Genomic DNA, 25,555 nt, shown 5'->3' on the forward strand with positions numbered 1-25,555 from the left:
AGCGCTGCGCTCGCACAACTGGTGCAACTCGGCACGGGCCGCTTCGCCCAGGTGAAGGTGACGGCCTGCACAGTAGAAGAGCAGCATGTCTGCTCCCCGTAATGGGCCATGGACTGCCTCCAGGCCCCCCAGAACCTTGTCCTGGGTATAACGGCTGTTGACTGCAGGGGCGTCCAGCAGGACCAGAACGGAGTTGGCGGGCACTTCGCCGATGCAGAACAGGGATCCGTCTTCTTCCAGGGCGACCGGTATGCGCACCAGGGTGATGCCGTTGGCCCTCACGATGCCAAAGGGAAAGTGCACTGAGTACTGGTAGAAATTGTCCTGGTTGATGTCCATCCCCACCCGTGTCCGGACCCTCTCCCGATAGACCTCAAAGGCGGGTTGCCAGTCGATCTGGAGGATCCGGTTCCCCTGCGTGGAGGTGGCCGTGATCATCCCCTCGGGAGCCTGATAGCCATGTTCGAGAATTGCGCCGTGGTGGGGTGTCAGCAGCAGGGCCAGGAGCCCTTTGTCGACCTGCCGCTGGTCATCGAACAGGCAGGGCATGGGCTGGAAACGCTTGCTCCCTGCATTTGCGCCCATGTAACTGACCCGGTTGGCCAGTCTCAGGTACAAGGCGTCCAGGAGAGATGCGATGTTGGGTAACATCCCGTCGAGGAGCAGGAAGAGTGTGGTTTCGGTGGGGAGGTGATTGCTGAGATGGGGGCGGAGCTGATGGACGAGATCGTCCATGGCGGCATCCAGGCCATCCGGAGTGTCGGGGATATCGGCTTGCAGCACCCAGATGGGTGCCCGGTTGAAACGGAGCAGGAAGAGCCCCCGCTCATGAAATTCCGGCCCTTCCACAAGGGCCGGAAAGATCGCTCCGACCAGGGGGATCTGCCGTTGCCGGCAGGTGCGCTGAAGAAGTGGAACACGCTCCTGGTCTGCCTCGGCGAGCAGGGCCAGTACGCCCATTCCGGGGTAGATGGCATGCCAGCGGTCGAGAAGATCGCTCAGTCCGGAGAAGTCGGCGGGGGAAAGGTACTTTGCCGATTCCATGCTGACGCTCGCTTCCTTGTGGGGTGGGTTGCTGGTCAAGCCCTGACCCATGAGCTTGATTGACCCCCGGATATTACAGGTGCATCAGCTTGACAGGGAGGTGGTGCCCGGAGCGGGACTTGAACCCGCAAACCTTACGGCGGCGGATTTTAAGTCCGCTGTGTTTACCGATTTCACCATCCGGGCGTGACGACAGTTTTACTTGCTCTGATCCGGCAGGGTGATGTCCACTTCCAGGATTTCATAGTTGTCGCGCTTGCCAAGCTGAACCTGGATGTCGTCGGCGCTGACATTCACGTACTTCGAGATGACTTCGATAAGCTCCCTTTGCAGCGCGGGCAGGAAGTCCGGTGTGGGCTGGTTTGCGCTGCGCTCATGAGCGATCAGCAGGGAAAGGCGCTCTTTGGCCACCGAAGCAGTCTTGGGCTTGGAGCCGAAAAAGTAGGTCAGGAGGGACATTTCACTTGCCTCCGAAGATGCGCTTCAGCAGGCCAGGTTTCTCGTAATTGACGAATCGCAGGGGGCGGTCCTCGTCGAGAAAGCGGGCTACCACGTCCTGATACGCCGTGGCCACATCGCTGTCTTTCAGGTGAATGGCCGGCGAGCCCTGGTTGGAGGCCTGGAGGACGTCATCGGATTCGGGAATCACCCCGAGCAGGGGGACCCGCAGGAGCTCATGAACGTCCTTGTAGGACAGCATCTCGCCTTCCTCGACGCGCTTGGGAGCGTAGCGGGTGATCAGCAGGTGCTCTTTGACTGCTTCCCGCCCTTCCACCGCACGTCGACTCTTGCTTTGCAGGATGCCGAGGATGCGGTCGGAGTCGCGGACCGACGAGACTTCCGGATTCGAAACGACGATGGCTTCATCCGCGAAGGTCAGGGCCATCACTGCACCCCGCTCGATACCCGCCGGGGAGTCGCAGACGATGTAGTCGAAGCCCATGTGTTCGAGTTCCTTGAGTACCTTTTCAACACCTTCCTCGCTGAGGGCGTCCTTGTCCCGGGTCTGGGAGGCGGGAAGGACAAACAGGTTTTCGCAGTGCTTGTCCTTGATCAGGGCCTGGTTCAGATTGGCTTCGCCATTGATGACGTTGACCAGGTCATAGACCACACGGCGCTCGCAGCCCATGATCAGGTCGAGGTTGCGCAGACCCACATCGAAGTCGATAACCGCAGTCTTGAAGCCGCGAAGGGCGAGGCCGGTGGAGAAACTGGCGCTGGTGGTGGTCTTGCCGACGCCGCCTTTGCCGGACGTTACTACGATGACGCGTGCCACGATGTCCCCTTAAATGATGGATGCCGTTCAGTCGCTGCCGAGCGGGGTGATTTCGAGTGTGTTCTGGGAGTCGGAACTGACGAGCCGGACCTGGGCCCAGTGGCCGGCAATGGCCGGCGGGAGGCCCCGTTCGAAGGTACGGTATACGCCGGCGATGGAAACCAGTTCCGGACCGAAATTGGTGCTGAAGATGCGGGCAGTCAGGTCGCCCCGGGCGCCCGCCAGGGCCCTGCCACGCAGGGGGCCGTAGCAGTGGATGCAGCCGTCAGCGATGACCTCCGAGCCGGGACTCATGCCGGCCAGCAGGATCAGGTCCCCCCCCTTGGAATACACCTGCTGACCGGAGCGTACGGGCCGCTCGACGATCAGGGTGGGTGCCGAGAGGGCCGGCACGGGCTCGGGGGCGGGTGCTGCGGCCGCTGCCTCTACCCGGGCGGGCGGGGGCGCTGCCACGGGGCGTTCGGCCGACATCCCCTCGTTGCCCAGGATCGCCAGGTTGGCCCGCCGGGCGCCTTCATGCAGGTGCTCGGGCAGGTTGCGGACGGCGATGGGCTGCACCTGATAGCGGCGCAGGAGACTGACGATGGCGGTCCAGTCCACCCGGTCAGGAAAGGTGGCCAGCTGGCTGAAATCCAGCACCGCCGCTTCGCCCGCGAAGAAATCGGGCATGCCCCCCAGCATCATGTGAAGGGCATCGGCCAGGCGCATGGCCTCGGTGTCCCGCAAGTGGGCCGTCATCACCGCGAGGCTGCCGCCTTTGAACTCGATCAGTTTGCCCTGCAGGGTCGCGTCAGCCATGAAGTCCTTGGATGGGAAAAAGCGTGAAACAAAGCCATTGAAGTCTACTTTTCGGGGGGATTTCCAGCAAGTGCGCCAGTATTTTGCCCCAGGATCAATGCAGGGTGCGGTTCTCCGGCGGGTTCTCGGCGAACAGGCTGGCCACCTCCGCTGCCGTGAAACGGTATTCGTGGTTCGACAGGTCGTCGTGGATCAGGATTTCCCCGTGCTCGGCGAGGAGTGCTTCCAGTTCTGCCTTGTCAAGGGTGCGCAGCATGTCCCGGACCTTGTCCCAGTTCATTGGCCAGTCGTGGGTGACTTCCCGACGGTCCAGCAGGCGGACGGTTTCCTGATGGAACAGTCGGGTGAGGATTTCTTCGGCCGGGAGGTCCGTCAGTTCCTCCGGGCGCACGGTGGCGGCCAGGCGGGTGATCCGGTCCCAGCCGTCCCCATCCTTCTTGTCCGCGTCCGGCAGCTTTTGCAGGAAGAGGCAGGCGCTGCGCCGGGCGGAACTGGCGGTGTGGAGGGCGGCCGGTTGCTGTTCCGATTGGGTCAGGTAGTGCTCGAAGATGGCCGCGACGGTGCTGCCCTCGATGGGCACGTAGCTCTGATAGGGATGACGCATGCCCGGGACGTCCAGGCTCAGCAGTAATTGTCCATCCCCGATCAGCGCTTCGATACCCGACTTGCCGAGGGCGTCGGCAGACGATTTGGCATAGCCGCGCAGGTTTAGGGCCTCGTTGACGTCCACCACCAGCAGGCTGACCGGACCGTGGCCCTGCAACTGGATGGTGAGCCGGCCCGCCTGCTTGAGGTTGCCGCCGATCACGCTGGCCACTGCGCTCATGGCACCGAGCAGGTCCCGCACGCTGGGCGGATAGTCACGGTTCTCCTGCAGAGCCTGCCAGACGTCGTCCAGCTGGACGAGGGCGCCACGGATGTCCAGATCTTCCAGCAGGAAGCGTTGAATCCAGGAAGTGCTCATGCGGAGGCTCCGGCGGAAGGGCTGAGGAAGCTGGCGTATAGGGTGGTGTCCAGGCCCACCAGCAGCTGGCCAGCGTCGGTTTCGACGAGCGGACGGCGGATCAGGCTCGGGAATTCCTGCATCAGCTGGACCGCGGCGCTCTGGGTTTCGATGGCCTGCCGCTCCACGGGCAGCTTGCGCCAGGTGGTGCCCCGGGTGTTGATCAGGCTTTTCCAGCCGATGGCCTTGCTCCAGGCGTGCAGACGCGCCGAGTCGATGCCGGATTTCTTGAAGTCGTGGAAGGTATAAACCACGCCGTGCTCGTCGAGCCAGGCGAAGGCCTTCTTCATGGTGTCGCAGTTCTTGATCCCGTAGATGGTGGTCATGACCGTAAAAACAGCACGACGCCCGGGGGGCGTCGCTGAAAAATCAAGGAGATGAACCGATTTTACCCTCCAGGAGGGTTTGGCGGTCGAATGAATTCGATCTTACTTCTTCAGCGCCTTGGCGAAAGCGGAGGCAAGTGAGCCGGTCATCGCCGCTTCCTGTCTTGGTTTACCTGTCGTACGGGGCGTGCTGCGGGGAGCATCCCGGTGGTCACCGGCAGGTTTGCTGTTACCCGGGGGGAGGTCGCCCATCCGCATGGTGAGGGCGATCCGCTTGCGGGGCAGGTCTACCTCCAGGACCTTGACCCTGACAACCTGGCCGGCTTTGACGACCGTGTGCGGGTCCTTGACGAAGCGCTCGGACAGGGCCGAGACGTGCACCAGACCGTCCTGGTGCACGCCAATGTCCACGAAGGCGCCAAAGTTGGTGACGTTGGTGACCACGCCCTCCAGGACCATGCCGACGGCCAGATCCTTCAGCTCTTCAACGCCGTCCTTGAAGCTGGCGGTCTTGAACTCGGGCCGCGGGTCGCGGCCGGGCTTGTCCAGCTCCCTGAGGATGTCCTGCACGGTGGGCAGGCCGAAGCGTTCGTCCGTGTAGCGCTCGGCCTTCAGCTGGCTGATGCTGCGGCTGTCCCCCATGAGGTCGCGGGCGTTCTTCCTGATGTCGGCAAGGATGCGTTCGACCACCGGATAGGCTTCCGGGTGCACTGCTGAGGCGTCCAGCGGGTTGCTGCCGTTGGTGATGCGCAGGAAGCCGGCAGCCTGTTCGAAGGTCTTGGGGCCCAGGCGGGGCACGTCAAGCAGGGCTGCCCGGCTGGGGAAGGGGCCGTGGGCGTCCCGGTGGGCCACGATATTGGCGGCCAGGGTCGGGTTGAGGCCGGAGATGCGGGTCAGCAGTGCGGCGGAGGCCATATTTACGTCCACGCCCACGGCGTTCACGCAGTCCTCCACCACTGAATCGAGGGCGCGCGCCAGGCGGGTCTGGTTGACGTCATGCTGGTACTGGCCGACACCGATGGATTTGGGGTCGATCTTGACCAGCTCGGCGAGGGGGTCCTGCAGGCGACGGGCGATGGAGACGGCACCCCGCAGGCTTACGTCGAGATCGGGGAACTCCCGGGCAGCCAGTGCCGAGGCCGAATAGACCGAAGCACCTGCCTCAGACACGACGATCTTGGTCATCGCGAGCCCGGGATGTAGCTTGATGAGGTCACCGGCGAGCCTGTCGGTCTCCCGGCTGGCAGTGCCGTTGCCGATGGCAATCAGGGAGACGCGGTGCTTCTCGCACAGCCTGGACAGCGCATGCAGGCTCCCGTCCCAGTCCCGGCGGGGCTCATGGGGATAGATCGTTGCGGTCTCCAGCAACTTGCCGGTCTGGTCTACCACCGCTACTTTCACGCCGGTGCGCAGCCCCGGGTCCAGGCCCAGGGTGGCGCGAGGTCCAGCAGGGGCGGCCAGGAGCAGATCCTTCAGATTGCGGCCAAAGACCCGGATGGCTTCTTCCTCGGCCCGTTCGCGCAGCTGACCGAGCTGCTCCAGTTCCAGGTGCAGGGAAATCTTCACGTTCCAGGCCCAGCGGACGGTTTCCCGCAGCCAGGCGTCGGCGGCACGGCCCTGGTCCTTGATGCCGAAGTGGCCGGCGATACGGCCTTCGCAGGGGTTCGGCCCGGGGGCGCTGCCGTCCGTCGGATCGGAGTCGAGCGCCAGCTGGAGACGCAGCACGCCTTCATTGCGTCCCCGGAACAGGGCCAGGGCCCGGTGGGACGGGACGGTGCCGAGGGCTTCGCGGAAGTCGAACCAGTCGCGGAACTTGGCTGCTGCCGGGTCATGCTCCTTTTCGGCAATGACTGTCGAGGCCACCACGCCATGTTCCACCAGGTAGTCTCGCAGCTTGCCGATCAGCGCCGCATCTTCTGCGAAGCGTTCCATCAGGATCTGGCGGGCGCCATCGAGTACCGATTTGGTGTCGGCAAAGCCGGCGTCGGCATTGACGTAGGCGCTGGCTTCGATTTCCGGAACCCGGGCCGGATCGGCCAGGAGGACGTCAGCCAGGGGCTCGATTCCTGCTTCACGGGCGATCTGGGCCTTGGTGCGGCGTTTCTGCTTGAAGGGGAGATAGAGGTCCTCGAGGCGCTGCTTCGTTTCGGCATTCTCGATGGCCTCCCGCAGGCCAGGCTCCAGTTTGCCCTGTTCCTCGATGCTGGCCACAACGGCCTTGCGCCGGTCTTCCAGCTCCCGCAGGTAACCCAGGCGTTCTTCCAGGGTGCGCAGCTGGGTATCATCCAGCCCTCCGGTCACTTCCTTGCGGTAACGTGCCACGAAAGGCACCGTTGCGCCTTCGTCGAGCAACTGGACTGCGGCAGAAACCTGGCGGGCCGGTACACCTAATTCGTTGGCAATGCGTTGTTCGATCGGCAGAAGCATGGAGGGACGGGTTGTCAAAAAGGGCGCATGGTGCAGAAACCCGGCGCCTGCTGCAAGTCCGACCCGGCGTCCTTTTCCGGTAAAATCATCCGATTGTCCGTGTTGCGAACATGCTTCAGTTCGCGCACATCCAGCCGTGGCGTACCTTTTCAGGCCGTCCGGCGCAGCAGGAGAGCCTATCCCATGAATTCCGTATTCGCCGCGCTGGCGACGGTGGCTTTCGGCCTGATGCTGATTGGAGCAGATGTCTCCGCAGCCCCTCAGCCGTCCCACCCCGCACCCGCCCGCAAGGCTGCCCAGGCGGCCAAGCCGGCCGCCAAGGCGGTCACTCAGAAGCCCGCCCAGAAGGACAAGGGCGTCAGATCAACCAAGGCTGCAGTCAAGGCGGCGGCAGCCCCCAGGGATGCCAGGAACCGGCCAGGACGGGGGGAGAACGCTGCCAGGGCCACGGCCTCCGGCAAACAGGTCTCCCGTGAGGTGCGCCGGGGTGCCAAAACCGTGCAGGCCCAGGAAGGCCGCCGTGCTGTCCGTGCCCGTGCCGGCAAGGAGGGCCGCACGGATGCCGTCGTGGTCGAGTCCGGGAAGCCATCGCGCGTAAGTCGGGATCGTCGTGGTCGTAAGCTGGTGGTTGAGGAGCAACCCCGTGCCGCGCAAGGCCGTGATCCCCGTGGCTCCAGACCCGTCGAGCTGCGCAACCGTCCTGCCGACAGGGCCATGGCGGTGCAGCCTGTGACGCCACCAGCGAACCGCAGCGGTGGGGGAATTGGCAGAGAGGCCTTTGTGCCTTCTGGTGCCCCGCTGCCCAGGGATGAAGCACTGCGGCAGCTCAGGGCACGGGCCTCCAGTCCGGCCCTGCCTGTTGTGCAGCCTGCCCAGCAGACTCGCCAGACCATCACCCTGCCATCGCCTCCCCCAGTGTCCCGGCCGGCAGCGGGCCTGGCCGAGCCCCCGGGCGGCGCGGCTGCCCGCCAGGTTGCAGAAGCGCCCAGGCCGGTCGTAAGAAATTTCGCTCCCGTAACCGAGCTGTCCGGGCCGGAGGCCGCAGCGGCTGCGGCGGCTGCGATTTCGGCGCCCCGGGTGGTGGAGGCAGCACGGGCGCCCGTGCCCGTAGCTCCGTCCGCACCCCCTGTATCCTCCCCTCCGGCGGTGGCGCCAGCACCGGCTGCAGTGAGTGCGCCGGCGGTACCGGCAGCCGCCGCACAGGCGCCCCAGCCTAGCCGTCCAGCCAGGGGGATGGCGAGAGCCTATGCCATGGACGGGGCCAGCTTCTATCAAGGGGGCCGCAAGATCCGGGTTCAGGGGCTGGATGCCCGGGATCCTGGCATGACGTCGGAGCATGCAACCCAACGGCTTCAGCGGGCGCTGGATGCGGGGACGGTGATCGTCGAGCCTGTGGAGGTGGACGGATCGGGCCATACCATTGCAGTGGTGCGGGTCAATGGCCGCAACGTGGCGGACGCGGTGCGGGGGAGCGGGAACTAGTTCTCTTTCGGGACAAGCCCCCCTGGGGGCTTTTCATGGCCATGTAGTATTCTTGCGGCGAAGGGTTTTCCCTTCGCCGTTTTTGTCTGGCAGCTTCTTGCCTGCCAGCAGACCGTCTCCATCCTTCATAAAGTCATCTTGCATGATCCAGGGGTTCAGAACAGACATCCAGGCGTTGCGGGGGCTGGCCGTGTCCCTGGTCCTGCTCTACCACGCGGACATCGCGCCCTTCGCGGCCGGCTTCCTGGGGGTGGACATCTTTTTCGTGGTGTCCGGCTTCCTGATCACCAGCATGGTCCGGCGGGCGGTGGAGGACGGCACCTTCCGGTTTTCCGAGTTTTATTTCCGCCGTGCCAAGCGTCTGCTGCCGGCGGCCTATGTCACCTTCCTGCTGACCGCCCTGGCCGCGCCGCTGATCCTCAATGCCCAGGAGCTGCAGGATTTCACACGGCAGGTTTTCGGTGCCGTGACTTTCTCGGCGAATGTGGTCCTGTTCCTTCAGGCAGGCTATTTTGCCGGGGCAGCGGAACTCAAGCCCCTCCTGCATGTGTGGTCCCTGGCGATTGAAGAGCAGTATTACCTGTTGCTGCCCGCGTTCCTGGTCTGGCTGCCCCGGCGCTGGTGGCTGGCCGGCGGGGTGCTCCTGATGCTGGGGAGCCTGGCGCTCTGCCTGGCTCTCCTCCCGATCAAGCCGGTGGCTACGTTCTACCTTCTCCCCACCCGAGCCTGGGAGCTGGGCCTTGGCTCTCTGGCAGCTTTGGCGCCGGTCTGGGTTGCTCGTTGGGCTGCCATGTGGCGCCTGGCGTTCTGGCCTGCCCTGGGGGGCCTGATCCTGGTGCCGATCTTTCCCACCGGCTTGCCCCATCCGGGGGTGGATGCGCTGCTGGTCTGTGTCGCCACCCTGATGGTGATCCTGCGCCAGCACCCCCTGCTGACGACGCTCGGAGCATCCCGGGCACTCGCTCGGGTGGGGGATGCTTCCTACTCCCTTTACCTGGCCCACTGGCCCTTGTTTGCTTTTCTCAAGAATGCGGTGGTGGGGGAGGTAAGCCTCCTCCAGAATCTGGGCACTCTGGCGCTCGGTATCGTGCTGGGCGTGCTCCTGTCCCGTTTTGTGGAGATGCCCACCCGGCGGCTGATCCTGCAGCCTTCCCGGCGATTCGCCCTGGGTACCGTGTCGGCCTCCTGTGCCGTGCTGGCGGTGCCGGTTGTGCTGGCCGCTGGTGCAGGAGAGGGGGGGCCGGACTTCACCCAGATCCGCCGGGCCAACGACGGTTTTGCCCAGGAGTGCGCTTTCGAAACACCCTTCAGGCCTCTGCCTGCTTGTCGGAATGCGGAACACCCCGAGGTCATGGTGTGGGGGGATTCCTTTGCGATGCATTGGGTGCCTGGCCTGGCGGCTACGGCCGATGGCGGCATCGTTCAGGCGACCCGGGGGAATTGCGGTCCGATCCTGGATCTGGCCCCGCTATCGGATGTCTTCTATCTGCGGCCCTGGGCCGAGGCCTGCATGGACTTCAACCGGTCAGTGATGGAGTATCTGGTCCAGACTCCAGGCATCCGGGTTGTGGTGTTGTCCAGTCCTTTTCATCAGTACCTGCGTGGCGACGATCGCCGGAACCACTGGCGTACCCTGGGCCGGGTCGATGGCCAGCTGGTGGAGCGGGAGGCCAGCGTCGAGGTGGCCGCCGAGGCGCTTCGCTCTACGGTGCGCCGCTTGCGGGCGCTGGGCCGGCAGGTTGTTCTGATCGCGCCTCCGCCCTCTGCCGGATTCAACATTGGGGCGTGCACCGAACGCAAGGTCCAGGGCAAGCTGGTCCTGGGGGCGCCCTTGAGTGATTGCCGCATTCCATTGGCGGAGTTTCATGCGTTCCACGCCCGTACCCTGGACCTGATCCGGCGTCTGGAGGGGGAGGAGGGGCTCAGCATCGTGTCCCTCGAACCCCTGCTCTGTGATGGGGAGCATTGTGTCAGCCAGCTGGAGGGTACTTTTCTGTATGTGGATTCAGGCCATCTGACCCACGAGGGCTCGGTGCTGCTGGCCCGCAAGCTGGGGCTGGAGCGTGCGCTGGCACGCCAGCCCTGACGCTGGGGCTAGAGGGCGACCAGGGTCTGGCGCCCCCACCAGTCGGCACCAGGGGCCAGCTCGATGGGCTGACGCACCGCAGCAGCTTCGATGCACAGCATCCTGCGGAAGCCGTCGGTGGGCATGTCGGGGAGTTGGGCGCACTTCTGCTCCCAGGGGTTCCAGACCACCAGGTCGGGGAAGTTCTCCTGGTGGATGCCCAGTGCCCGATGGTCTTCGCGCACCAGCAGGCCCTTGGGGGCGCCGTAATAGACCCGGTCCACCTCGTCATCAATTTCCAGGCTGACCCCGGTGTCCTTGTGGACGGCATCGCTGCGGGTGGCGTCCCGGTAGTCCAGGCCCCGCAGGCCTTCGATCCGCAGGGCTTCTACCTCGCGGACCTTGAGGTAGGTGTGCAGCGCGGCGGTGAAGGCGAAGGAGGACGGCCCCGTGTTGGCCACTTCCAGCTCCATGTCCAGGCGCCCGCCACCGATGCCTATGCTTAGTTCGGCCGCAAAGGGGTGGGGCCACAGGGCCTGGCTTGCCGGCGTATCGGTCAGGCGCAGGGTGGCGACAGCGTAGTCCTTGCCGGCCCGGGTGTTGACTGCTTCCCAGGGCTGGTTGCGGGCGAAGCCGTGCTTCGGGAGCGGGCCTTCGCTGGCAAACTGGGGAAAGCACACGGGGACGCCGCCGCGGATGGCTGTCTGGCCATCGAAGACCGCCTGCGGACTCAGGTAGAGGCGATCCTCTCCGCCTGCAGGGGTCCACGACAGCAGCTGGGCGCCGAACAGACTGATCAGGGCAACGGCGCCATCGGGAGTTTGCAGCTTGAGGACGGGTTGGCCGTGCAGTTCGGCCATTTCAATCTGGTCGGTCATGATGTCAGTGAAGACGAGGAAATTACCGGGGGCCGGATGATAACCCGGCGACTTCCCCATGGCGGGGGCAGTCCGTCAGATGATCGTTTACCAGGCCGGCCGATTGCATGAAGGCGTAGCAGATCGTGGAGCCGACGAAGCGGAAGCCCCGCTTCTGTAAGGCCTTGGAGAGTTGGTCGGACAACGGGGTCCGGGCTGGCATCTCCGCGAGGCTCCGGAATTGGTTCTGGATCGGACGGCCGTCCACGAACTGCCATAGCCAGCGATCGAAGCTGCCAAACTCTTCTTGTACGGCGAGGAAGGCCCGGGCGTTGCTGAGGGTGGAGGCGATCTTCAGCCGGTTGCGCACGATGGCGGGGTTGGCCAGCAGGGTGAGCTGCTCGGTCTCCCCGAAGCCGGCCACCGTGCGGGGGTCGAAGTGGGCAAAGGCCTGCCGGTAGCCCTCCCGCTTGCGCAGGATCGTGATCCACGCCAAGCCGGCCTGGGCTCCTTCGAGGGTCAGCAGCTCGAAGAGCGCCCGGTCGTCGTGCAGGGGAACCCCCCATTCCTGGTCGTGATAGGCCTGGTACAGGGGGTCGCTCCCGCACCAGGGACAGCGGTACGGTGCAATTGCCATCTCACCCCTGAAGCATCAGGGCGCCGTGCTTGACGGTGTTGTCTTCCGGATCGTTGGTCAGGACGAAGCCCAGGCTCTGGACGAACTTGAGCATGCGATCGTTGTTGGACAGGAAGATTCCGGTCATGGCGTGCAGGCCCCGGTTGCGGGCGGTTTCGATGAGCACGCCCATCAGGCGGCGGGCCAGGCCACGGTGCTGCCAGTCCTCGGCTACCACGATGGCGAATTCACAGGTTTCCCCATCGGGGTTGACCGCATAACGGGCTACCCCGATTTCCACTTCCTGCTCGTTTTCTTCAATGGTGGCCACGAAGGCCATTTCCCGGTCGTAGTCGATCTGGGTGAGGCGGGCCACCATGGCGGGCGGCAGCTCACGCATGGTGTTCATGAAGCGCAGATACTTGGTTTCCGGAGACAGCTTGCGTACGAACTCCACTTCCAGGTCGGCATCTTCAGGCTTGATCGGTCGTACCGTGATCTCGCCCTCGGGCATCGAGATCTTGGTGATCAGGTGGGATGGGTAAGGATGGATCGCCATGTGGTCGTAGCGGTCTGCCGTTGGGGCGATGTTGTCCACGACGATCCGTGCATCCACGGCCACAGCGCCGTTCTCATCCACGATCAGGGGGTTGATGTCCATCTCGCGGATCCACGGGAGTTCGCAGACCATCTCGGAGATGCGCAGCAGGACGAACTCCAGGGATTCCATGTTGATCGGCGGCATGTTGCGGTACTCGCCGAGCAGCGTGGCAATCCGGGTGGACTTGATCAGGTCCTTGACCAGGAAGTTGTTGAGGGGGGGGAGGCCGACGGCCCGGTCCCCCTGGATTTCCACGTGGGCACCACCCTCGCCAAAGGTGATCACCGGGCCGAAGACCGGATCCCGGAAGGCGCCAACCATCAGTTCCCGGCCATAGGGCTTGATGATCATGGGTTCGATGGCGACGCCATTGATGATGGCGTCCGGGCGCTTCTTCTTTACCTCCTCCAGGATTTCCTGGTAGGCCGTGCGCACGGCTGCCAGCCCCCGCAGGTTGAGGCGCACTCCGCCCAGTTCGGCCTTGTGGGTGATGGAAGGCGAGTCGATCTTCATGGCCACCGGCAGGCCCAGCTCTTCGGCCAACACCATCGCCTCGGTGGCGGAGCGGGCCACCACGGTCTGGGCAATGGGGATCCGGAAGGCGGCCAGCAGCGCCTTGGACTCCATCTCGTTGAGGTTCTTGCGGCGCTCGGACAGGGCCGTCTCGATGACCAGCCGGGCGCTCTCCACCGAAGGCGGGTTCAGATCGGAGGACAGGGAGCTGGGGGTCTGCACCAGCAGCTTCTGGTTGCGGTAGTAGGCGGAGATGTGGCCGAACAGCTCGACAGCGGGCTCCGTGGTACGGAAGGTGGGAATGCCGGCCGCCTCGAAGCGCTTGCGGCCTTCCCTGACCTGTTCTTCGCCCATCCAGCAGGTGAATACCGGCTTGTCGGCACTCCGTTCGATCTCGATCACCTTTTCGGCCACCTCGGTGGGGCGGGTCATGGCCTGGGGGGTGAGGATGGTCAGGACGCCTTCCACATTTTCGTCAGCCAGCACGATGTCCAGGGTCCTGGCGTAACGCTCCGGATCCGCATCCCCGATGATGTCGATGGGGTTGCAGTGGGACCAGTTGGCAGGAAGGATCTCGTTGAGCTTGGCGATGGTCGCGTCGGTGAGCTGGGCCATCGGAATGCGCAGATCGGCACAGCGGTCGGCCGCCATCACGCCGGGGCCCCCGCCGTTGGTGATCACCGCCAGCCGGTTGCCCCGTGGCCGGAAGTGGGAGAACAGGGCGTTGGCCGCGGCAAACAGCTGGCCCATGTTGTAGAGACGGATCACTCCGGCCCGGCGCAGGGCCGCGTCGAATACCGCGTCCTCGCCCACCATGGCGCCCGAGTGCACCAGGGCCGCGCGGGAGCCCGCCGGGTGGCGTCCCACCTTGATCAGCAGGACCGGCTTGACCCGGGCGGCGGCGCGCAGGGCGCTGACGAAGCGGCGGGCGTCCTTGATGCCCTCCACATACAGGAAGATGCTCTCGGTGCGGGAGTCCGACACCATGTACTCAAGGACTTCACCGAAGTCGATGTCCACCGAGGTCCCCAGGGAGACCACTGATGAAAAGCCCACATTATTGGGGCGCGCCCAGTCGAGAATGGCCGAACACAGGGCGCCGGATTGGGAGATCAGGCCGATGGAGCCCTTGATGGCGCCCCCGTCGGCAAAGCTGGCGTTGAGTCCCAGTTCGGGCCGCAGCACCCCCAGACAGTTGGGGCCCAGCAGGCGGATGCGGTGGCGACGCGCATTCTCGACGGTGTTCTTCTCGAGCATACGGCCCCGGGGCCCTGCATCCGAGAAGCCGGAGGGCAGCACTACCACTGACTTGCTGCCTGCGCGGCCGCAGGCATCGACGATGGCAGGGACCCGATCCGCCTTGGTGGTGATCACTGCCAGGTCAAGACGTTGGGGAATGTCCTCGACGCTTTTGTAACAGGGGACGCCGAGTACCGTTTCGTACTTGGGATTGACGGCGAACAGCTTGCCCTTGAATCCCGCCTCCAGCATGTTGCGGATCAGAATGTTGCCCAAGGCCATTTCCCGCTCGCTGGCGCCGATGATGGCCACGGAGCGAGGCTCGAAGAGGGGGGTCAGGTAATGCTGTTCGTTCATGATGAGTACTCGGTGGAGTGCTTGGGTGCGGCTATTGTGCTGCCGCCGCGGATCAGTGACGGGTCTTTTTGAGCCTGTTCTGGATTTTATCGTGCAGGCATCGCTGCTGGATTGGAAAAATCATCAATATAGTGCAGTGCACCAAGGTGGTGGTGACATAGATCAAGGCTTTTCGGGTGTGTCGTGTTGTGCATGTGCAACGATCTGGGTCTGGTACGCCCTGCGGGTGGCCCCTCGCCTGGATCGGCACTCCATCTCCAGAGGGGGCGGAATCCCAGAGAACAAATTTTTCGGTCAGAGTGTTTGACGTCCACAACCGCACTGTGTAGTATTCGCGCCTCTCGGGGTGTAGCGCAGTCCGGTAGCGCGCTTGCTTTGGGAGCAAGATGTCGGGGGTTCGAATCCCTCCACCCCGACCAAGGCTTGACCCCCCGATGCCCGCGGCAATCTGCCCGTAGCTCAACTGGATAGAGCACCGGCCTTCTAAGCCGGGGGTTACAGGTTCGATTCCTGTCGGGCAGGCCAAAAAAAGTTTGCAAGTCGGTAATAAGTTTGTATAATTATCGACTCTAAGTGGCGGCATTAGCTCAGTTGGTAGAGCACTGGATTGTGATTCCAGTGGTCACCGGTTCGAACCCGGTATGTCGCCCCAAAGATTCAAGCACAAAGCCCTGATTATCAGGGCTTTGTGCTTTTTGTCGTTCTGTTTTTCGTCGCTCACACTCCCTTGGTCAAGCGGTCCCGGGTGACTCATGTTCAGGCTGCTTTGGCTATCATTTCACGGCGTGTGACGGGGAGGTGACCATGGGGGTGGGAAGGTGCGTCGTGCTCGGGGTGATGCTGCTGGGCTTCGGGCCGGCGGTTCATGCCGTGAACAAATGTGTGGATGGAGCGGGCCGGGTGACCTATACGGATGAACCCTGCAGCGAAGGGCGGGTGGCGCGCAGGCTGGTGCTCCCGCCGCCGCCTGATCCGGCTGAAGTGGCTGCCGCTCAGCTCCGGGCTGAACGCCTGGTGGCCGAAGCGAAGGCCTTCACGGCACGCCAGGAGGCCGAGATGGCGGCCCGGCGGCGTCAGCAGGCGCAGGAGCGTCAGGCGGAAGAGCGGGCAGCCCGTCAGGCCGCGCGTCTGGCGGAAGCCGACTACCGCAGCGTGGTCCGACCGCTCCATGGGATGTCCCGCCCCTGGTTGCCGCCCCCGCGCACGCAGCCTCTGCCCTTGCCGGAACGGCGGGAGCGCCCGGTACTCCAGGCACCCTATCCACCCCGTTAGGGGTGTGGTGCTACGACCAGCAACCGGATTGGATATTCGCTTCTGCGGCTGGTGTTCCGGAGTTGTGTTTCCATCCGTGCCGCCTGAGCACTGGCGAGCCCGGTCAGAACGATCAGGGTGGGTCTGCGGGGCTGCCAGCTTTCCAGGGCCGTCCACTGGCTTGGGCGAACTTCGTCAAACCAGGCGTCGTCCCAGGGCGTGTGCTTGCTGCGTGGCAGGCACCAGGCCAGGGGGCGCACCTGCACGCCGATCCGGTACAGGAGGCCGCCGAGCCGGCTGCGTTCATCCAGCTGATGATAGCCGGCCAGGCGGTAGCCGAACTGGTGGGCTGAATTCTGCTCTTCCGGGGGAATGTCGAGACGACTGAAGGGGGTGGGGACCCGGGGCCGGGACCAGGGGAGCAGCGTTGCCCCCGAGCCGGCGCCGTCGAAGGCCCAGGCACCCAGGCGCACCTTCACCCGCTCGTCCCCGGGGTGGAGGGCAGGTTTTCCGGTAATCGGGCAGAGGGCGGCCTGGTCGTAGCGTGACCGCAGCCGGGGCAGGCGCGGGACGATCAGCAGGCCGGCCCCCAGGGCTGCCAGAGCCGTGGTCAGCACGCGAAGCGGCTCCCCAGTTCGGTCAGGTTAAGCTCCTCCAGGATTGCTTCGATCCGCGCCCGGGCGTTCTTGCGGGGTTGACCGGTATGGCGGGCGATGATCAGCTCGTTCTTCATGGAGTGTTCCCAGCCTACCAGCTCAGTCACGGTGACCTGGTAACCGTGGGCCTCCAGTTGCAGGCAGCGCAGGGCATTGGTGAGCTGGCTGCCGAATTCCCGGGTATGGAGGGGGTGGCGCCAGATTTCCGACAAGGGGGTCTTGCCGAAGCTGGCGTTCTTGTTCTTGCGCAGCGCGGTGGCCACCTCGGCCTGGCAACAGGGCACCAGCACCACGAAGCGGGCCTGCTTGGCAAAGGCGAACTGGATGGCATCGTCCGTGGCGGTGTTGCAGGCATGCAGCGCGGTGACCACGTCGATGCGCTCGGGCAGCTCGGTGGCGTGGGTGGATTCCTCCACGCTCACGTCCAGGAAGTGCATGCGCGGGAAGCCCAGCCGCCCGGCCAGCTCCCGGGAGCGGGCAACCAGCTCGGCGCGGGTCTCGATGCCATAGACCGTGCCGGCCTCCCGGGCCATGAGGAACAGGTCGTAGAGGATGAAGCCCAGGTAGGATTTGCCAGCGCCGTGGTCGGCCAGGCTCAGGGTGCCCGTCTCGTCCAGCACCTCGCCGAGCAGGGGCTCGATGAACTGATAGAGGTGATAAACCTGCTTGAGCTTGCGCCGGCTGTCCTGGTTGAGCTGGCCGTCCCGGGTCAGGATGTGCAGCGCCTTGAGCAACTCGATGGACTGGCCCGCGCGGATGTCCGGATGGACCACGGGCTTGCCCTCGGCGGGCCGGGGCTGGGGCTTATTCCTGGCCATGTCGCTTGGGGGTGTGCAGTCCGAGGGCCTGCCAGCCGGCCAGGCCGAGCTTCTGGAGGGTTTCCATGTTGCGCTCATAGATCGTCTCGGCCTCCGGGAAGGCCTCCACGGCCTTGTCGATGCTGGCCTCGCGGATCAGGTGCAGGGTGGGGAAGGGCGAGCGGTTGGTGAAGTTGGTGATGTCGTCCGGCTCGGTGCCCTCGAACTGGAAGTCCGGGTGAAAGCTGGCGATCTGCAGCACGCCTTCGAGTTCGTGCTCGGTGATGGCTTCGTCGGCGATCTCCAGCACATCGTTGAAGACGAGGAAGTCGGGGAAGAGGGTCGGGTGCACCAGCAGGGTGGTGTCGGTGACTTCGGGATCGACCTCGGCCAGATGGTCCAGCTCCCGGTCCAGGTCTTCCAGGAAGCCGTCCAGATGGTGGGCCTGGCTCACCACGACGCGGACCTGGTTCTTGATGTACACCCCTTTGGCGAAGGGGCAGAGGTTGAGACCGATGACGGCCTTTTCGATCCAGTCGCGGGTGGCGGCGATGACTTCTTCGTGGTTCATGGGGGGATTCCGGCAGAGTTTCCTTCGAGGGATGCCATTTTGCCCGGATAATGATGGGCTTTCATTGATTCAACGCACGCCCATGTCCATCCAGTGGTTTCCCGGTCACATGACTTCCGCCCGCAAGAAGGCGGCGGAAAGCATGGAGCGCATCGACGTGGTCATTGAGGTGCTCGACGCGCGCCTCCCTGAAGCCAGTTGCAACCCGATGATCCAGGAGCTCAGGGTCTTCCGTCAGCGACCGTGCCTGAAGATCCTCAACAAGGCGGATCTGGCCGACCCCAAGGTCACGGCCGAGTGGCTGGAGCACTTCAATGCCCAGAAGGGTGTGAAGGCGGTGGCCCTGTCGTGCAAGAAGCCCTCTGACGTGGCCCGGGTGGAGGGCCTGTGCCGGCCTCTGGCCCCCCATCGGGGCGACCGCATCAAGCCCCTGCGGATGATGATCATGGGCATCCCCAACGTGGGCAAGTCCACGCTCATGAACGCCCTGCTCAAGCGCAAGGTGGCCAAAGTGGGGGACGAGCCCGCCGTCACCAAGAGCCAGCAGGTGCTGGACCTCTCGCCCACCGCCAGCCTCATCGATACTCCGGGCATGATGTGGCCCAAGATCGAGTACGACTCCGACGGCTACATGCTGGCCGCCAGCCACGCCATCGGCCGGAACGCGGTGATCGACGAGGCGGTGGCCAATTTTCTCGGGGATGTGCTCCTGGCCCGCTATCCGGCGCTGGTCGCGGCCCGCTACAAGACGCCCGTGGACGGCCTGGATGGTCCGGCGCTGGTGGAAGCCATCGCAAAACGCCGGGGTTGTCTCCTCAAGGGCGGCGGGCTGGATATCGAGAAGGCCTCCCTGATCCTGCTCCAGGACTACCGGGACGGGGCCCTGGGCCGTGTGAGCCTCGAGACCCCGGCCAGCCGGGCCGTCATGATGGAGGCCCATGCCCTCGCCAAGGCTGAACTGGCTGCCCGCAAGGCGGCCGGTGACATGCCGGACGAGCCGGAGTCTGAACGGACGCTCTGATTTTTCAGGGTTTTGGGTGAGGTCGAAAAATCCGCCCTACCCAGTCCCGGGACATCCGGCGTCCTGCCTGGGTGAGCACCGGTGTTCTATACCCTCAACAGCAGCGTCTTCAGGGGTGGGTTGCCGTCCGGGCTGGGGAAATCCGCTTCGGGAGTGATCCATTCGGTGTCAAACACCTCACGACCCGCCTTGCGGGCGCTGCGGATGAGCTGCTCCGCCCAGGTATCCCGGTCCACCTGGGCCACGTTGTTGCAGCAGATCAGGGTCCCGCCCTCGGCCGTGCACAGCAGGGCCGGCTTGAACAGGGCTGCGTAGTCGTGGACCAGGTCCACCACCCCGAAGGCGCTCTTGGCGTAGCGGGGGGGATCCAGGAAGACCAGATCAAAGCGGTGCTTCTCCAGCTCGGGGAACGGCGGCATCCGCTTGCCCCGCACCATCTTCGGCTGGCCGAGGCCGGACAGCTGGCGCATGGCGGCAAAGGCGTCGCTCTTGATGAAGCGCGGGCGGGTTGCCAGGGTGTTGAGGCGGGCGTTGGCCTTGCCCACGCTGAGGCTGGATTCGGCGAAGTCCACATTCACCACGTGGCGGGCCCCGGCGCTGGCGGCGGCAATGCCCACGCCGCAGGTGTAGGCGAACAGGTTGAGCAGCGACTTCCCCGGGGCCTCGGTCATCACCCGCCGGCGCGCGGCGCGCAGGTCGAGGAACAGCCACGGGTCCTGGCCCGTGTGGCGGGCTTGCACCTGGTAGCGCACGCCCATCTCGGAAAACTCCCGCAGGGCTTCGGCGCGGGCCTGCCGGTCCGGGGGCAGGGGATTGCTGACGCGGGAGCTGGCGTGGCTGCGGTCGTTGTAGATCAGTTCCTGCCCGGGCAGCACGCAGGCATAGAAGGCTTCCAGCTCGGTTTCCTCGTCGGCGGACAGGGGGGTGTGGAAGGTCTGGGCCAGGAGCAGGCTGCCGTAGCGGTCCACGGTGAGACCGGGGCGGCCTTCCACGGTGCCGTGGAAGACCCGGTAGGCGTCGGTGCCTTCGGCCAGCAGCCCTTTGATCAGGTGCTGGCGGGCATCAAGAGCGTTCTGGAGGGCGGTGCTGAGGGTGTCGGTCATGGGGGCTTTCAGAAAATGGGGCAGGTAGGAAGATCTACAGCCCGAAGAATTCGCGGATCTTGCGGCCCAGGGCCGCCACTTCGGAGGCCGGGCTGCCTGGCGCGCCGGCGGGGGTGTCCCCGTGGCCCTGCTCCAGAGCGCGGAAGTGCTCCAGGCGTTCCTCCAGGATGGCGGACATGCCCTCGGCCAGCTCCGGGCGGGCGCGGATGATGTGCTCGAAGCCGGCCTTGTCCAGGCGGTAGGCGATCAGGTCGGTGGTGGCCAGCACCGTGGCCCGCCGGGGGGCGCCGGTCATCAGGCCCAGTTCCCCGAACACGCTGCCGGGGCCGCGCTTCTCCAGCAGGCGCTGGGTGCCGCCGTCAGGGGGCTGCCACCAGGCCTCCGCCTCGCCCTCGACGATGATGTACAGCCAGTGGGCGATGTCCCCCTGGCGGGTGACGATATCGCCCCGGGCGAAGGGGGCGTGGAGCAGGCGGCTGGCCAGCTCCAGCTGCTCCGCCTCCGAGAGCCGGCAGAACAGGTCGATCTGCCCGATGGCCTGCAGGCGGCGGTTGAGTTCCCGGGCGCGGACTTCCTCCCGGTGGGCTTCCCCCTCCTGGACCAGGTGGATGGTCTGGTCGCTCACGGCCAGGCGGATGCCTTCCCGCTGCAGGGCGGCGAGGATGTGGTGGCGCAGTTCCGAGTCGGTGGCCTCGTCCGGGCCCGGATCCACCAGCCAGTAGCGCAGCTGGTAATGGGCGTAGCCGGGGCCGAAGTCGGTGAGCAGGCACTGGGGCTCCGGATCCAGGCTGATGTTGCCGATGCGGGCACTGCGGATGTCCCGCAGCACGGCGCCGCTCACCCGCGCCGGGGGCACCGACAGGTCCACGTGGAAGTGGATGCTGCGCCGCTGCAGGGGCGCCGGCTGGCGCTTGTTGCAGATCAGGGCGTAGCGGTTTTTCATGAGGTGGCTGTTGGGGATCACCACCCGCTCGCCGCTGCGGGTGACGATGGCGGTGTAGCGCCACTGGATGTCGGTGACCCGGCCGGCCACGTCGCCCATCTGGATCCAGTCACCGATCTCCAGGGAGTTGTCCATCTGCAGGGCCAGCCCCCCCAGCAGGTTACCCAGGGTGTCCTGCATGGAGATGGCCAGCACCGCGGTGAGCACCGCGGAGGTGGCGAACAGGTGGGTAAACTGGACCCCGGCCAGGTTGAGCCTCAGGAAGGCCCAGGCGATGTAGCCGATGATGACCAGGATGTCCGCCAGCAGACCCGACACGTCCACCTTCATGCGCGGCAGGATCACATTGAACAGGGCCAGCCCCAGGTAGCGGATTACCGCGAGGCCCTCGCCGAACACGGCCATCTCCCGCAGCCAGCGCAGGGCCTGGGGTTGCAGCTGGCCTGCCAGCAGCCCGGCCAGCAGGTCGCCGGCCAGGCAGGCCATGAAAAACACCCCGGTGTTCACCAGGGAACGGCGCCAGGCCCGCAGGGGGCCGAAGATCAGGGCGGCCCCGGTCAGCATCAGCGCGATGGCGAAAGGGGCTTCCTGGCTCAGGAAGGGAATCAGCATGGCGATGGGCGCCCGCGGTGGACGGCAGGGAATGGGGTTGGACGGTGGACGGACGCGGGGCCGGGGTGCTGCACCCCGGCCCCGGAGAAACGTGACGGAAAGTTTACAGGACTTCCCGCAGGCGCGCGGCCATCTCGTCCAGTTCGGCCCGGCCGGGGGCGCTGGCTTTCCAGAAGGGCAGCAGGTTGTCCTCCTTGAAGCGGGGCAGAACGTGGATGTGGAAGTGGAAGACGGTCTGGCCACCTGCCACCTCGTTGGCCTGGAAGAGGGTCACCCCGTCGCAGCCGGTGGCGGCCTTGACCGCCCGGGCCACCCGGGTGGTGGCCTGGAACACAGCGGCGGACTGGGCGTCGGAGAGGCCGTAGAGGTTCTCCACGTGCTCCTTCACGATCACCAGGGCGTGGCCCGGGTGGGCGGCCACGATGTTCAGGAAGGCCAGGGTGTGCTCGTCCTCGTGGATCTTCGATGCGGGCAGTTCACCCTTCACGATGCGGCAGAAAATGCAGTCGTCCATGTGTGTTTCTCCGTGGTTCATGAATGATCGTCGCGCCCGGCCAGGGCCCGGCGCAGGTTGCGGGTGTCCTGCCAGCCTGCCCGCAGGGGGTCGGAGCAGGCGTAGTGCCGGCTCTCCTCCGGGGCCTGGGCGCGGAAGCGTTCGAGGGTGCGCTGGAGCAGGTCGTGGTGGGGCAGCATGGTGCCAAAGAACAGCACGCTGTCGTGGCGCTGGATGAGCAGGGTGGGGAAGTTCTCCACGTCGTAGTCGTCCACCAGCTCGGCCTCGTCCTCCACGTCCACCCACAGGAAGCGGGCGTCCGGGTAGCGGGCGGCCAGGGCGTCGAAGCCGGCCCGGTAGTCCCGGCAGGTGCCGCACCAGGCGGCGCACAGGCAGGCGATGAAAAATTCCTGGTCGTGGCAGGGGGGGCTCATGGTGCAGGCGTGTCCTTGCCGGCGTCCAGGGCCAGCCACTGAACCCACTGACCGCAGGCGTTGCGGGGGCCGCGGCGGGAAGTGCCGTGCCAGGGGCCCTCCTGGCAGGGGCCCTGGTCGTTGTTCTCGTCGTAGTCCACGGTGCCAGGGGCACAGCCTGCCCGGCGCTCGCCGCCCCAGCGTTGGCAGCTCAGGCAGCGGCGGCGCTCGACGGACTGGCTGGCCATGGGTCAGGGCCGGGCTGCGGCAGCCTGGGCCCGCAGCGGTGCCCGCAGGGCCTCAAAGCGGGTAGGCGCCACATACTGGAGCAGCTCCTTGCCCTTGCTGTCGAGGGCGATGTCGAGCCCCAGGGCCGGGTAGAGCAGGTGCTCCAGGTGGTCATTGACACGGATCCGCTCCGCCGGCGGGCCGAAGCGCTCAAGGACTACGGCTTCGTCGAGCTGGGCGCTGGGAATGAAGGCGATGCCGCGCAGGGGCGCGGCCAGGGCGCGGGCCCGGTCCGCTTCGGCCAGGGTGGCCTTGCGGGTGGTGCTCTGCATGTACTCGGTCTTGGGCGCGCGCTCGCGCATGCCCTCGATCACGTCATGGGAGAGCTCGGCGGTGAGGATCATCTTGCCGGCCACGAAGCCGGCGGTGAGGGTTTCGTAATAGCCCTCCACGTTGCCCGTCTCATTGGGTTCGGCCACCACCGCCAGTTGCATCTCGTCACCGAAGCGTGCCCGGGCATCGGCCAGGGTGCTCCGCCCCAGGGTCAGCCCGAACACCCGGGATTCTCCGTCGGGCAGGCGCTCGATCTGCCAGGGCAGGCCGGACGTGGGCACTGCCTGGGGGTCGAAGTGGATGAACTGCCAGACAACCGGACCCAGCAACGCGGCCAGCCCGAGCAGCACGATGGCGAGGGTTTTTTTCATTGCCGGGCCGTCCCGGGATGAGAAGCGCCCCTCTGGGGGGCTGCGAGCTGCGAAGCGGGAAGCGTGGTGGGCATGCTCATGGAGAGGTCAGTGGGGGGCGTGGAAGCGGTCGGGAACCTGGGCGTGGAAGGTCACTGGCTGGGCGGGCAGGTCCAGCACCGACGGGCGGATGCGCCCCACCACGTGCATCTCGCAGCGCTTGCAGTCGAAGCGCAGGGTGAGGGTTTCCTTGCCGTTGATGAGGGTCATGGGGTCCGGCTTGATGCCCTTCACCTCCTTCGGGCACAGATTGAAGCTGTAGCGCAGACAGTGCTTGGTGATCATCAGGGAGGCGTCGTCCAGGTGCTCGTTGGCCTCGTAGGCTGCCTCGATCAGCTCGACGCCGTGGCGGTGATAGAAGTCCCGGGCCTTCTGGTTGAGCACGTTGGCCAGGTAGGACAGTTCGGTCTGGGGGTAGGGCACGGGTGGCTCGACCGCCGCCCGAGGCAGCAGCGGCGGCAGGGCGGCCAGGCGGGCGGCCTCCAGGCGTTCGGCGGCCTCCCGGCGCAGGGCGTTGATGGCGCCGGCGGGCAGGAACCAGGCCTGGCTGAGGTCCAGCTCGACCTTGCGGGCCTGGAAGATTGTGGTGCCGAGCTTGGCCAGGTTGTCGCGCAGGCCGCCGAGGGCCCGCTCTGCGTCCTTGGCGGCCTCCCGGGCGTGTGCGAGCTCGGCAGAGGCGGAGATGCCGGTCTCGTCGGTGAGGGTCAGCCGGAAGCCGTCGGGGGTCTCGTGGAACAGGAGGTCCGCGTCGATGCGCCGCTCGGCGGATTTCTTTTCGAGCATCCTCTCGAACTCGTGGTCCCGGTTGCGGAACAGGCCCGTGCCAGGGAAGAGCTCGGCCGGCACGGTATCGGCCGTGTGGATACGGAAGTCCTCGCCGATCTTCTCGGCCCGGTTCACCCGCAGCCCGACGAGCTCGCCCTTGCGATCGTAAAAGCTGAGGCCGTCGCCGTTGTGCAGTTCGACGGCGCTGGTGGTGTCGAAGTGCTTGCGCTGCTTGCCGTCCAGGCGGATCACGCTGCCCACGGGCTCGCCCACGAACTTGGGGGAGTCAAAGGCGCCGATGTCGGCGGTCCGGCCATTGACGAAGTAGTCGGTGGCGCCGCGGTTGAAGGTCTTGTCGGCCAGGGGCGTGAACAGGAAGGTGCTGCGCCCGGCGGACGTGCGGCTGTATTCCGGCGCGTCCTCCATGATGCCGTCGAGGATCTGCCGGTAGTGGGCGGTGATGTTCTTGACGTAGGCCATGTCCTTGTAGCGGCCTTCGATCTTGAAGCTGGAAATGCCCGCGTCGGCCAGGGCGCGGAGGTTGGCGCTCTGGTTGTTGTCCTTCATGGACAGCAGGTGCTGGTTGCTGGCCACCAGGTTGCCGTCCTTGTCGGTCAGGTCGTAGGGCAGGCGGCAGGCTTGGGAGCACGCGCCGCGGTTGGCGCTGCGGACGGTGTGGGCGTGGCTGATGTAGCACTGGCCGGAGAAGGCCACGCAGAGGGCGCCGTGGATGAAGAACTCCAGGGTGCAGTCGGTGACCGCGGCCACCTTCTTGATCTCGGTGAGGGTCATCTCCCGGGCCAGCACGATCTGCGAGAAGCCCACGTCCTGCAGGAAGCGGGCCTTCTCGGGGTGGCGGATGTCGGTCTGGGTGCTGGCGTGGAGCTGGATCGGCGGCAGGTCCAGTTCGAGCAGGCCCATGTCCTGGACGATCAGCGCGTCGGCACCGGCCTCGTGCAGTTGGCGGATCAACTGCACTGCGCCGTCGATCTCCTCGTCGTGGAGGATGGTGTTGCAGGTCACGAAGACCCGGGCTCCGAAGCGGTGGGCGTGACGCGCCAGACGCTCGATGTCGGCCACGGTGTTTTCGGCATTGGCCCGGGCACCAAAGGCGGGGCCGCCGATATAGATGGCGTCGGCGCCATGGTTGACCGCCTCGATGCCGATGTCGGCGTTCTTGGCGGGGGCCAGCAGCTCCAGCTGCTGACGGGAATGGGGGGTGTGGATCCTGCGGGGTACTCTCCAGGGGCTGCCTTGGGCGCGCGGACTGCTCGGTCGGCAGCTTTTCAACCCGGCATTATCGCCCGGCCCGCCGGGAGCGTCGACCCGTGTACGGGGCCTCTTGTCCCTGACGG

The 25,555-nt window shown here is 65.6% G+C and carries 24 protein-coding genes and 4 tRNA genes; 7 read left to right on the plus strand and 21 right to left on the minus strand.

What is annotated here, in order from left to right; genetic code table 11:
• The 8 genes from PHD22_RS09080 to PHD22_RS09115 all read right to left on the minus strand — a co-directional run.
• The coding region (locus PHD22_RS09080) for an FIST C-terminal domain-containing protein (RefSeq protein ID WP_299865352.1) at positions 1-1,044 on the minus strand (1,044 nt) is incomplete at its 3' end.
• Between the two features lie 101 nt (positions 1,045-1,145).
• Positions 1,146-1,230 (minus strand) — tRNA-Leu (locus PHD22_RS09085).
• Positions 1,231-1,242: 12 nt separating this feature from the next.
• Entirely contained in the window at positions 1,243-1,503 is a 261-nt protein-coding gene (minE, locus tag PHD22_RS09090) for a cell division topological specificity factor MinE (protein WP_299865355.1), read from the minus strand.
• 1 nt (position 1,504) lies between these two features.
• Positions 1,505-2,320: a septum site-determining protein MinD gene (gene minD / locus PHD22_RS09095; protein ID WP_299865358.1), complete on the minus strand. Its 816-nt coding sequence runs from the start codon at positions 2,318-2,320 to the stop codon at positions 1,505-1,507.
• A gap of 27 nt (positions 2,321-2,347) precedes the next feature.
• Entirely contained in the window at positions 2,348-3,118 is a 771-nt protein-coding gene (minC, locus tag PHD22_RS09100; protein WP_299865361.1) for a septum site-determining protein MinC, read from the minus strand.
• Between the two features lie 94 nt (positions 3,119-3,212).
• Positions 3,213-4,082 (minus strand): Hsp33 family molecular chaperone HslO, encoded by an 870-nt coding sequence (locus PHD22_RS09105; RefSeq protein WP_299865364.1) that lies wholly within the window; start codon positions 4,080-4,082, stop codon positions 3,213-3,215.
• Positions 4,079-4,447, minus strand: a complete 369-nt coding sequence (locus tag PHD22_RS09110) for an ArsC family reductase (RefSeq protein WP_299865366.1) — start codon at positions 4,445-4,447, stop codon at positions 4,079-4,081. The genes PHD22_RS09105 and PHD22_RS09110 overlap by 4 nt, the downstream gene beginning before the upstream one ends.
• A 102-nt stretch (positions 4,448-4,549) precedes the next feature.
• A complete protein-coding gene (locus tag PHD22_RS09115) occupies positions 4,550-6,874 on the minus strand; it encodes a Tex family protein (RefSeq protein WP_299865369.1) in 2,325 nt (774 codons plus the stop codon).
• Positions 6,875-7,057: 183 nt separating this feature from the next.
• Between PHD22_RS09115 and PHD22_RS09120 the strand changes: the two genes are divergently transcribed.
• The gene (locus tag PHD22_RS09120; RefSeq protein WP_299865372.1) at positions 7,058-8,356 is read left to right on the plus strand and encodes a hypothetical protein; all 1,299 of its coding nucleotides are present in this window, start codon (positions 7,058-7,060) and stop codon (positions 8,354-8,356) included.
• A 142-nt stretch (positions 8,357-8,498) separates the two neighbouring features.
• Positions 8,499-10,442 carry an acyltransferase family protein gene (locus PHD22_RS09125; RefSeq protein ID WP_299865375.1) on the plus strand — a complete coding sequence of 648 codons (1,944 nt, stop codon included), beginning with the start codon at positions 8,499-8,501 and terminating at the stop codon, positions 10,440-10,442.
• Positions 10,443-10,450: 8 nt separating this feature from the next.
• Here PHD22_RS09125 and PHD22_RS09130 read toward each other — a convergent pair whose 3' ends face one another.
• The 3 genes from PHD22_RS09130 to PHD22_RS09140 are packed head-to-tail and all read right to left on the minus strand — an operon-like array spanning position 10,451 to position 14,604.
• On the minus strand, positions 10,451-11,299 hold the full coding sequence (locus PHD22_RS09130) for a D-hexose-6-phosphate mutarotase (RefSeq protein ID WP_299865378.1): 849 nt from the start codon (positions 11,297-11,299) through the stop codon (positions 10,451-10,453).
• A gap of 22 nt (positions 11,300-11,321) precedes the next feature.
• Positions 11,322-11,915, minus strand: coding sequence for a DNA-3-methyladenine glycosylase I (locus PHD22_RS09135; protein ID WP_299865381.1), 594 nt, complete (start codon positions 11,913-11,915; stop codon positions 11,322-11,324).
• Position 11,916: 1 nt separating this feature from the next.
• A complete protein-coding gene (locus tag PHD22_RS09140; RefSeq protein ID WP_299865384.1) occupies positions 11,917-14,604 on the minus strand; it encodes a bifunctional acetate--CoA ligase family protein/GNAT family N-acetyltransferase in 2,688 nt (895 codons plus the stop codon).
• Between the two features lie 342 nt (positions 14,605-14,946).
• Between PHD22_RS09140 and PHD22_RS09145 the strand changes: the two genes are divergently transcribed.
• The 4 genes from PHD22_RS09145 to PHD22_RS09160 all read left to right on the plus strand — a co-directional run bounded on the left by PHD22_RS09145 (position 14,947) and on the right by PHD22_RS09160 (position 15,876).
• Positions 14,947-15,023: transfer RNA gene (locus PHD22_RS09145), tRNA-Pro, on the plus strand.
• A 29-nt stretch (positions 15,024-15,052) separates the two neighbouring features.
• Positions 15,053-15,129: transfer RNA gene (locus PHD22_RS09150), tRNA-Arg, on the plus strand.
• Positions 15,130-15,180: 51 nt separating this feature from the next.
• A tRNA-His gene (locus PHD22_RS09155) sits at positions 15,181-15,256 on the plus strand.
• A gap of 152 nt (positions 15,257-15,408) precedes the next feature.
• Positions 15,409-15,876, plus strand: coding sequence for a DUF4124 domain-containing protein (locus PHD22_RS09160; protein WP_299865386.1), 468 nt, complete (start codon positions 15,409-15,411; stop codon positions 15,874-15,876).
• Here PHD22_RS09160 and PHD22_RS09165 read toward each other — a convergent pair.
• Genes PHD22_RS09165 through PHD22_RS09175 form a run of 3 tightly spaced genes read right to left on the minus strand, consistent with a single transcriptional unit; the run spans position 15,873 to position 17,879 of the window.
• On the minus strand, positions 15,873-16,472 hold the full coding sequence (locus tag PHD22_RS09165; RefSeq protein WP_299865389.1) for a hypothetical protein: 600 nt from the start codon (positions 16,470-16,472) through the stop codon (positions 15,873-15,875). The two genes, PHD22_RS09160 and PHD22_RS09165, sit on opposite strands and share 4 nt — an antisense overlap.
• A complete protein-coding gene (locus PHD22_RS09170; protein ID WP_299865391.1) occupies positions 16,466-17,329 on the minus strand; it encodes an SAM-dependent methyltransferase in 864 nt (287 codons plus the stop codon). Before PHD22_RS09170 ends, PHD22_RS09165 begins: the two co-directional genes overlap by 7 nt.
• The gene (locus PHD22_RS09175; protein ID WP_299865394.1) at positions 17,316-17,879 is read right to left on the minus strand and encodes a DUF1415 domain-containing protein; all 564 of its coding nucleotides are present in this window, start codon (positions 17,877-17,879) and stop codon (positions 17,316-17,318) included. Before PHD22_RS09175 ends, PHD22_RS09170 begins: the two co-directional genes overlap by 14 nt.
• A gap of 82 nt (positions 17,880-17,961) precedes the next feature.
• Between PHD22_RS09175 and ylqF the strand changes: the two genes are divergently transcribed.
• Complete coding sequence (gene ylqF / locus PHD22_RS09180; protein ID WP_299865397.1) at positions 17,962-18,900, plus strand: ribosome biogenesis GTPase YlqF; 939 nt, start codon at positions 17,962-17,964, stop codon at positions 18,898-18,900.
• Between the two features lie 86 nt (positions 18,901-18,986).
• Here ylqF and PHD22_RS09185 read toward each other — a convergent pair whose 3' ends face one another.
• The 7 genes from PHD22_RS09185 to PHD22_RS09215 form a co-directional block, all read right to left on the minus strand.
• On the minus strand, positions 18,987-20,003 hold the full coding sequence (locus PHD22_RS09185) for a class I SAM-dependent methyltransferase (protein ID WP_299865400.1): 1,017 nt from the start codon (positions 20,001-20,003) through the stop codon (positions 18,987-18,989).
• 34 nt (positions 20,004-20,037) lie between these two features.
• The gene (locus PHD22_RS09190) at positions 20,038-21,558 is read right to left on the minus strand and encodes a mechanosensitive ion channel family protein (protein WP_299865403.1); all 1,521 of its coding nucleotides are present in this window, start codon (positions 21,556-21,558) and stop codon (positions 20,038-20,040) included.
• A gap of 103 nt (positions 21,559-21,661) precedes the next feature.
• Positions 21,662-22,072, minus strand: a complete 411-nt coding sequence (locus PHD22_RS09195; RefSeq protein ID WP_299865405.1) for an HIT family protein — start codon at positions 22,070-22,072, stop codon at positions 21,662-21,664.
• A gap of 17 nt (positions 22,073-22,089) precedes the next feature.
• Entirely contained in the window at positions 22,090-22,485 is a 396-nt protein-coding gene (locus PHD22_RS09200) for a thioredoxin family protein (RefSeq protein ID WP_299865408.1), read from the minus strand.
• The gene (locus PHD22_RS09205; protein WP_299865411.1) at positions 22,482-22,712 is read right to left on the minus strand and encodes a hypothetical protein; all 231 of its coding nucleotides are present in this window, start codon (positions 22,710-22,712) and stop codon (positions 22,482-22,484) included. The genes PHD22_RS09200 and PHD22_RS09205 overlap by 4 nt, the downstream gene beginning before the upstream one ends.
• A 3-nt stretch (positions 22,713-22,715) precedes the next feature.
• Entirely contained in the window at positions 22,716-23,396 is a 681-nt protein-coding gene (locus PHD22_RS09210; protein ID WP_299865414.1) for a hypothetical protein, read from the minus strand.
• An 87-nt stretch (positions 23,397-23,483) separates the two neighbouring features.
• Positions 23,484-25,427, minus strand: coding sequence for a U32 family peptidase (locus PHD22_RS09215; RefSeq protein ID WP_299865417.1), 1,944 nt, complete (start codon positions 25,425-25,427; stop codon positions 23,484-23,486).
• Positions 25,428-25,555 lie beyond the last annotated feature (128 nt).

It is taken from the genome of Zoogloea sp., from assembly GCF_028693495.1.
GTDB lineage: Bacteria > Pseudomonadota > Gammaproteobacteria > Burkholderiales > Rhodocyclaceae > Zoogloea.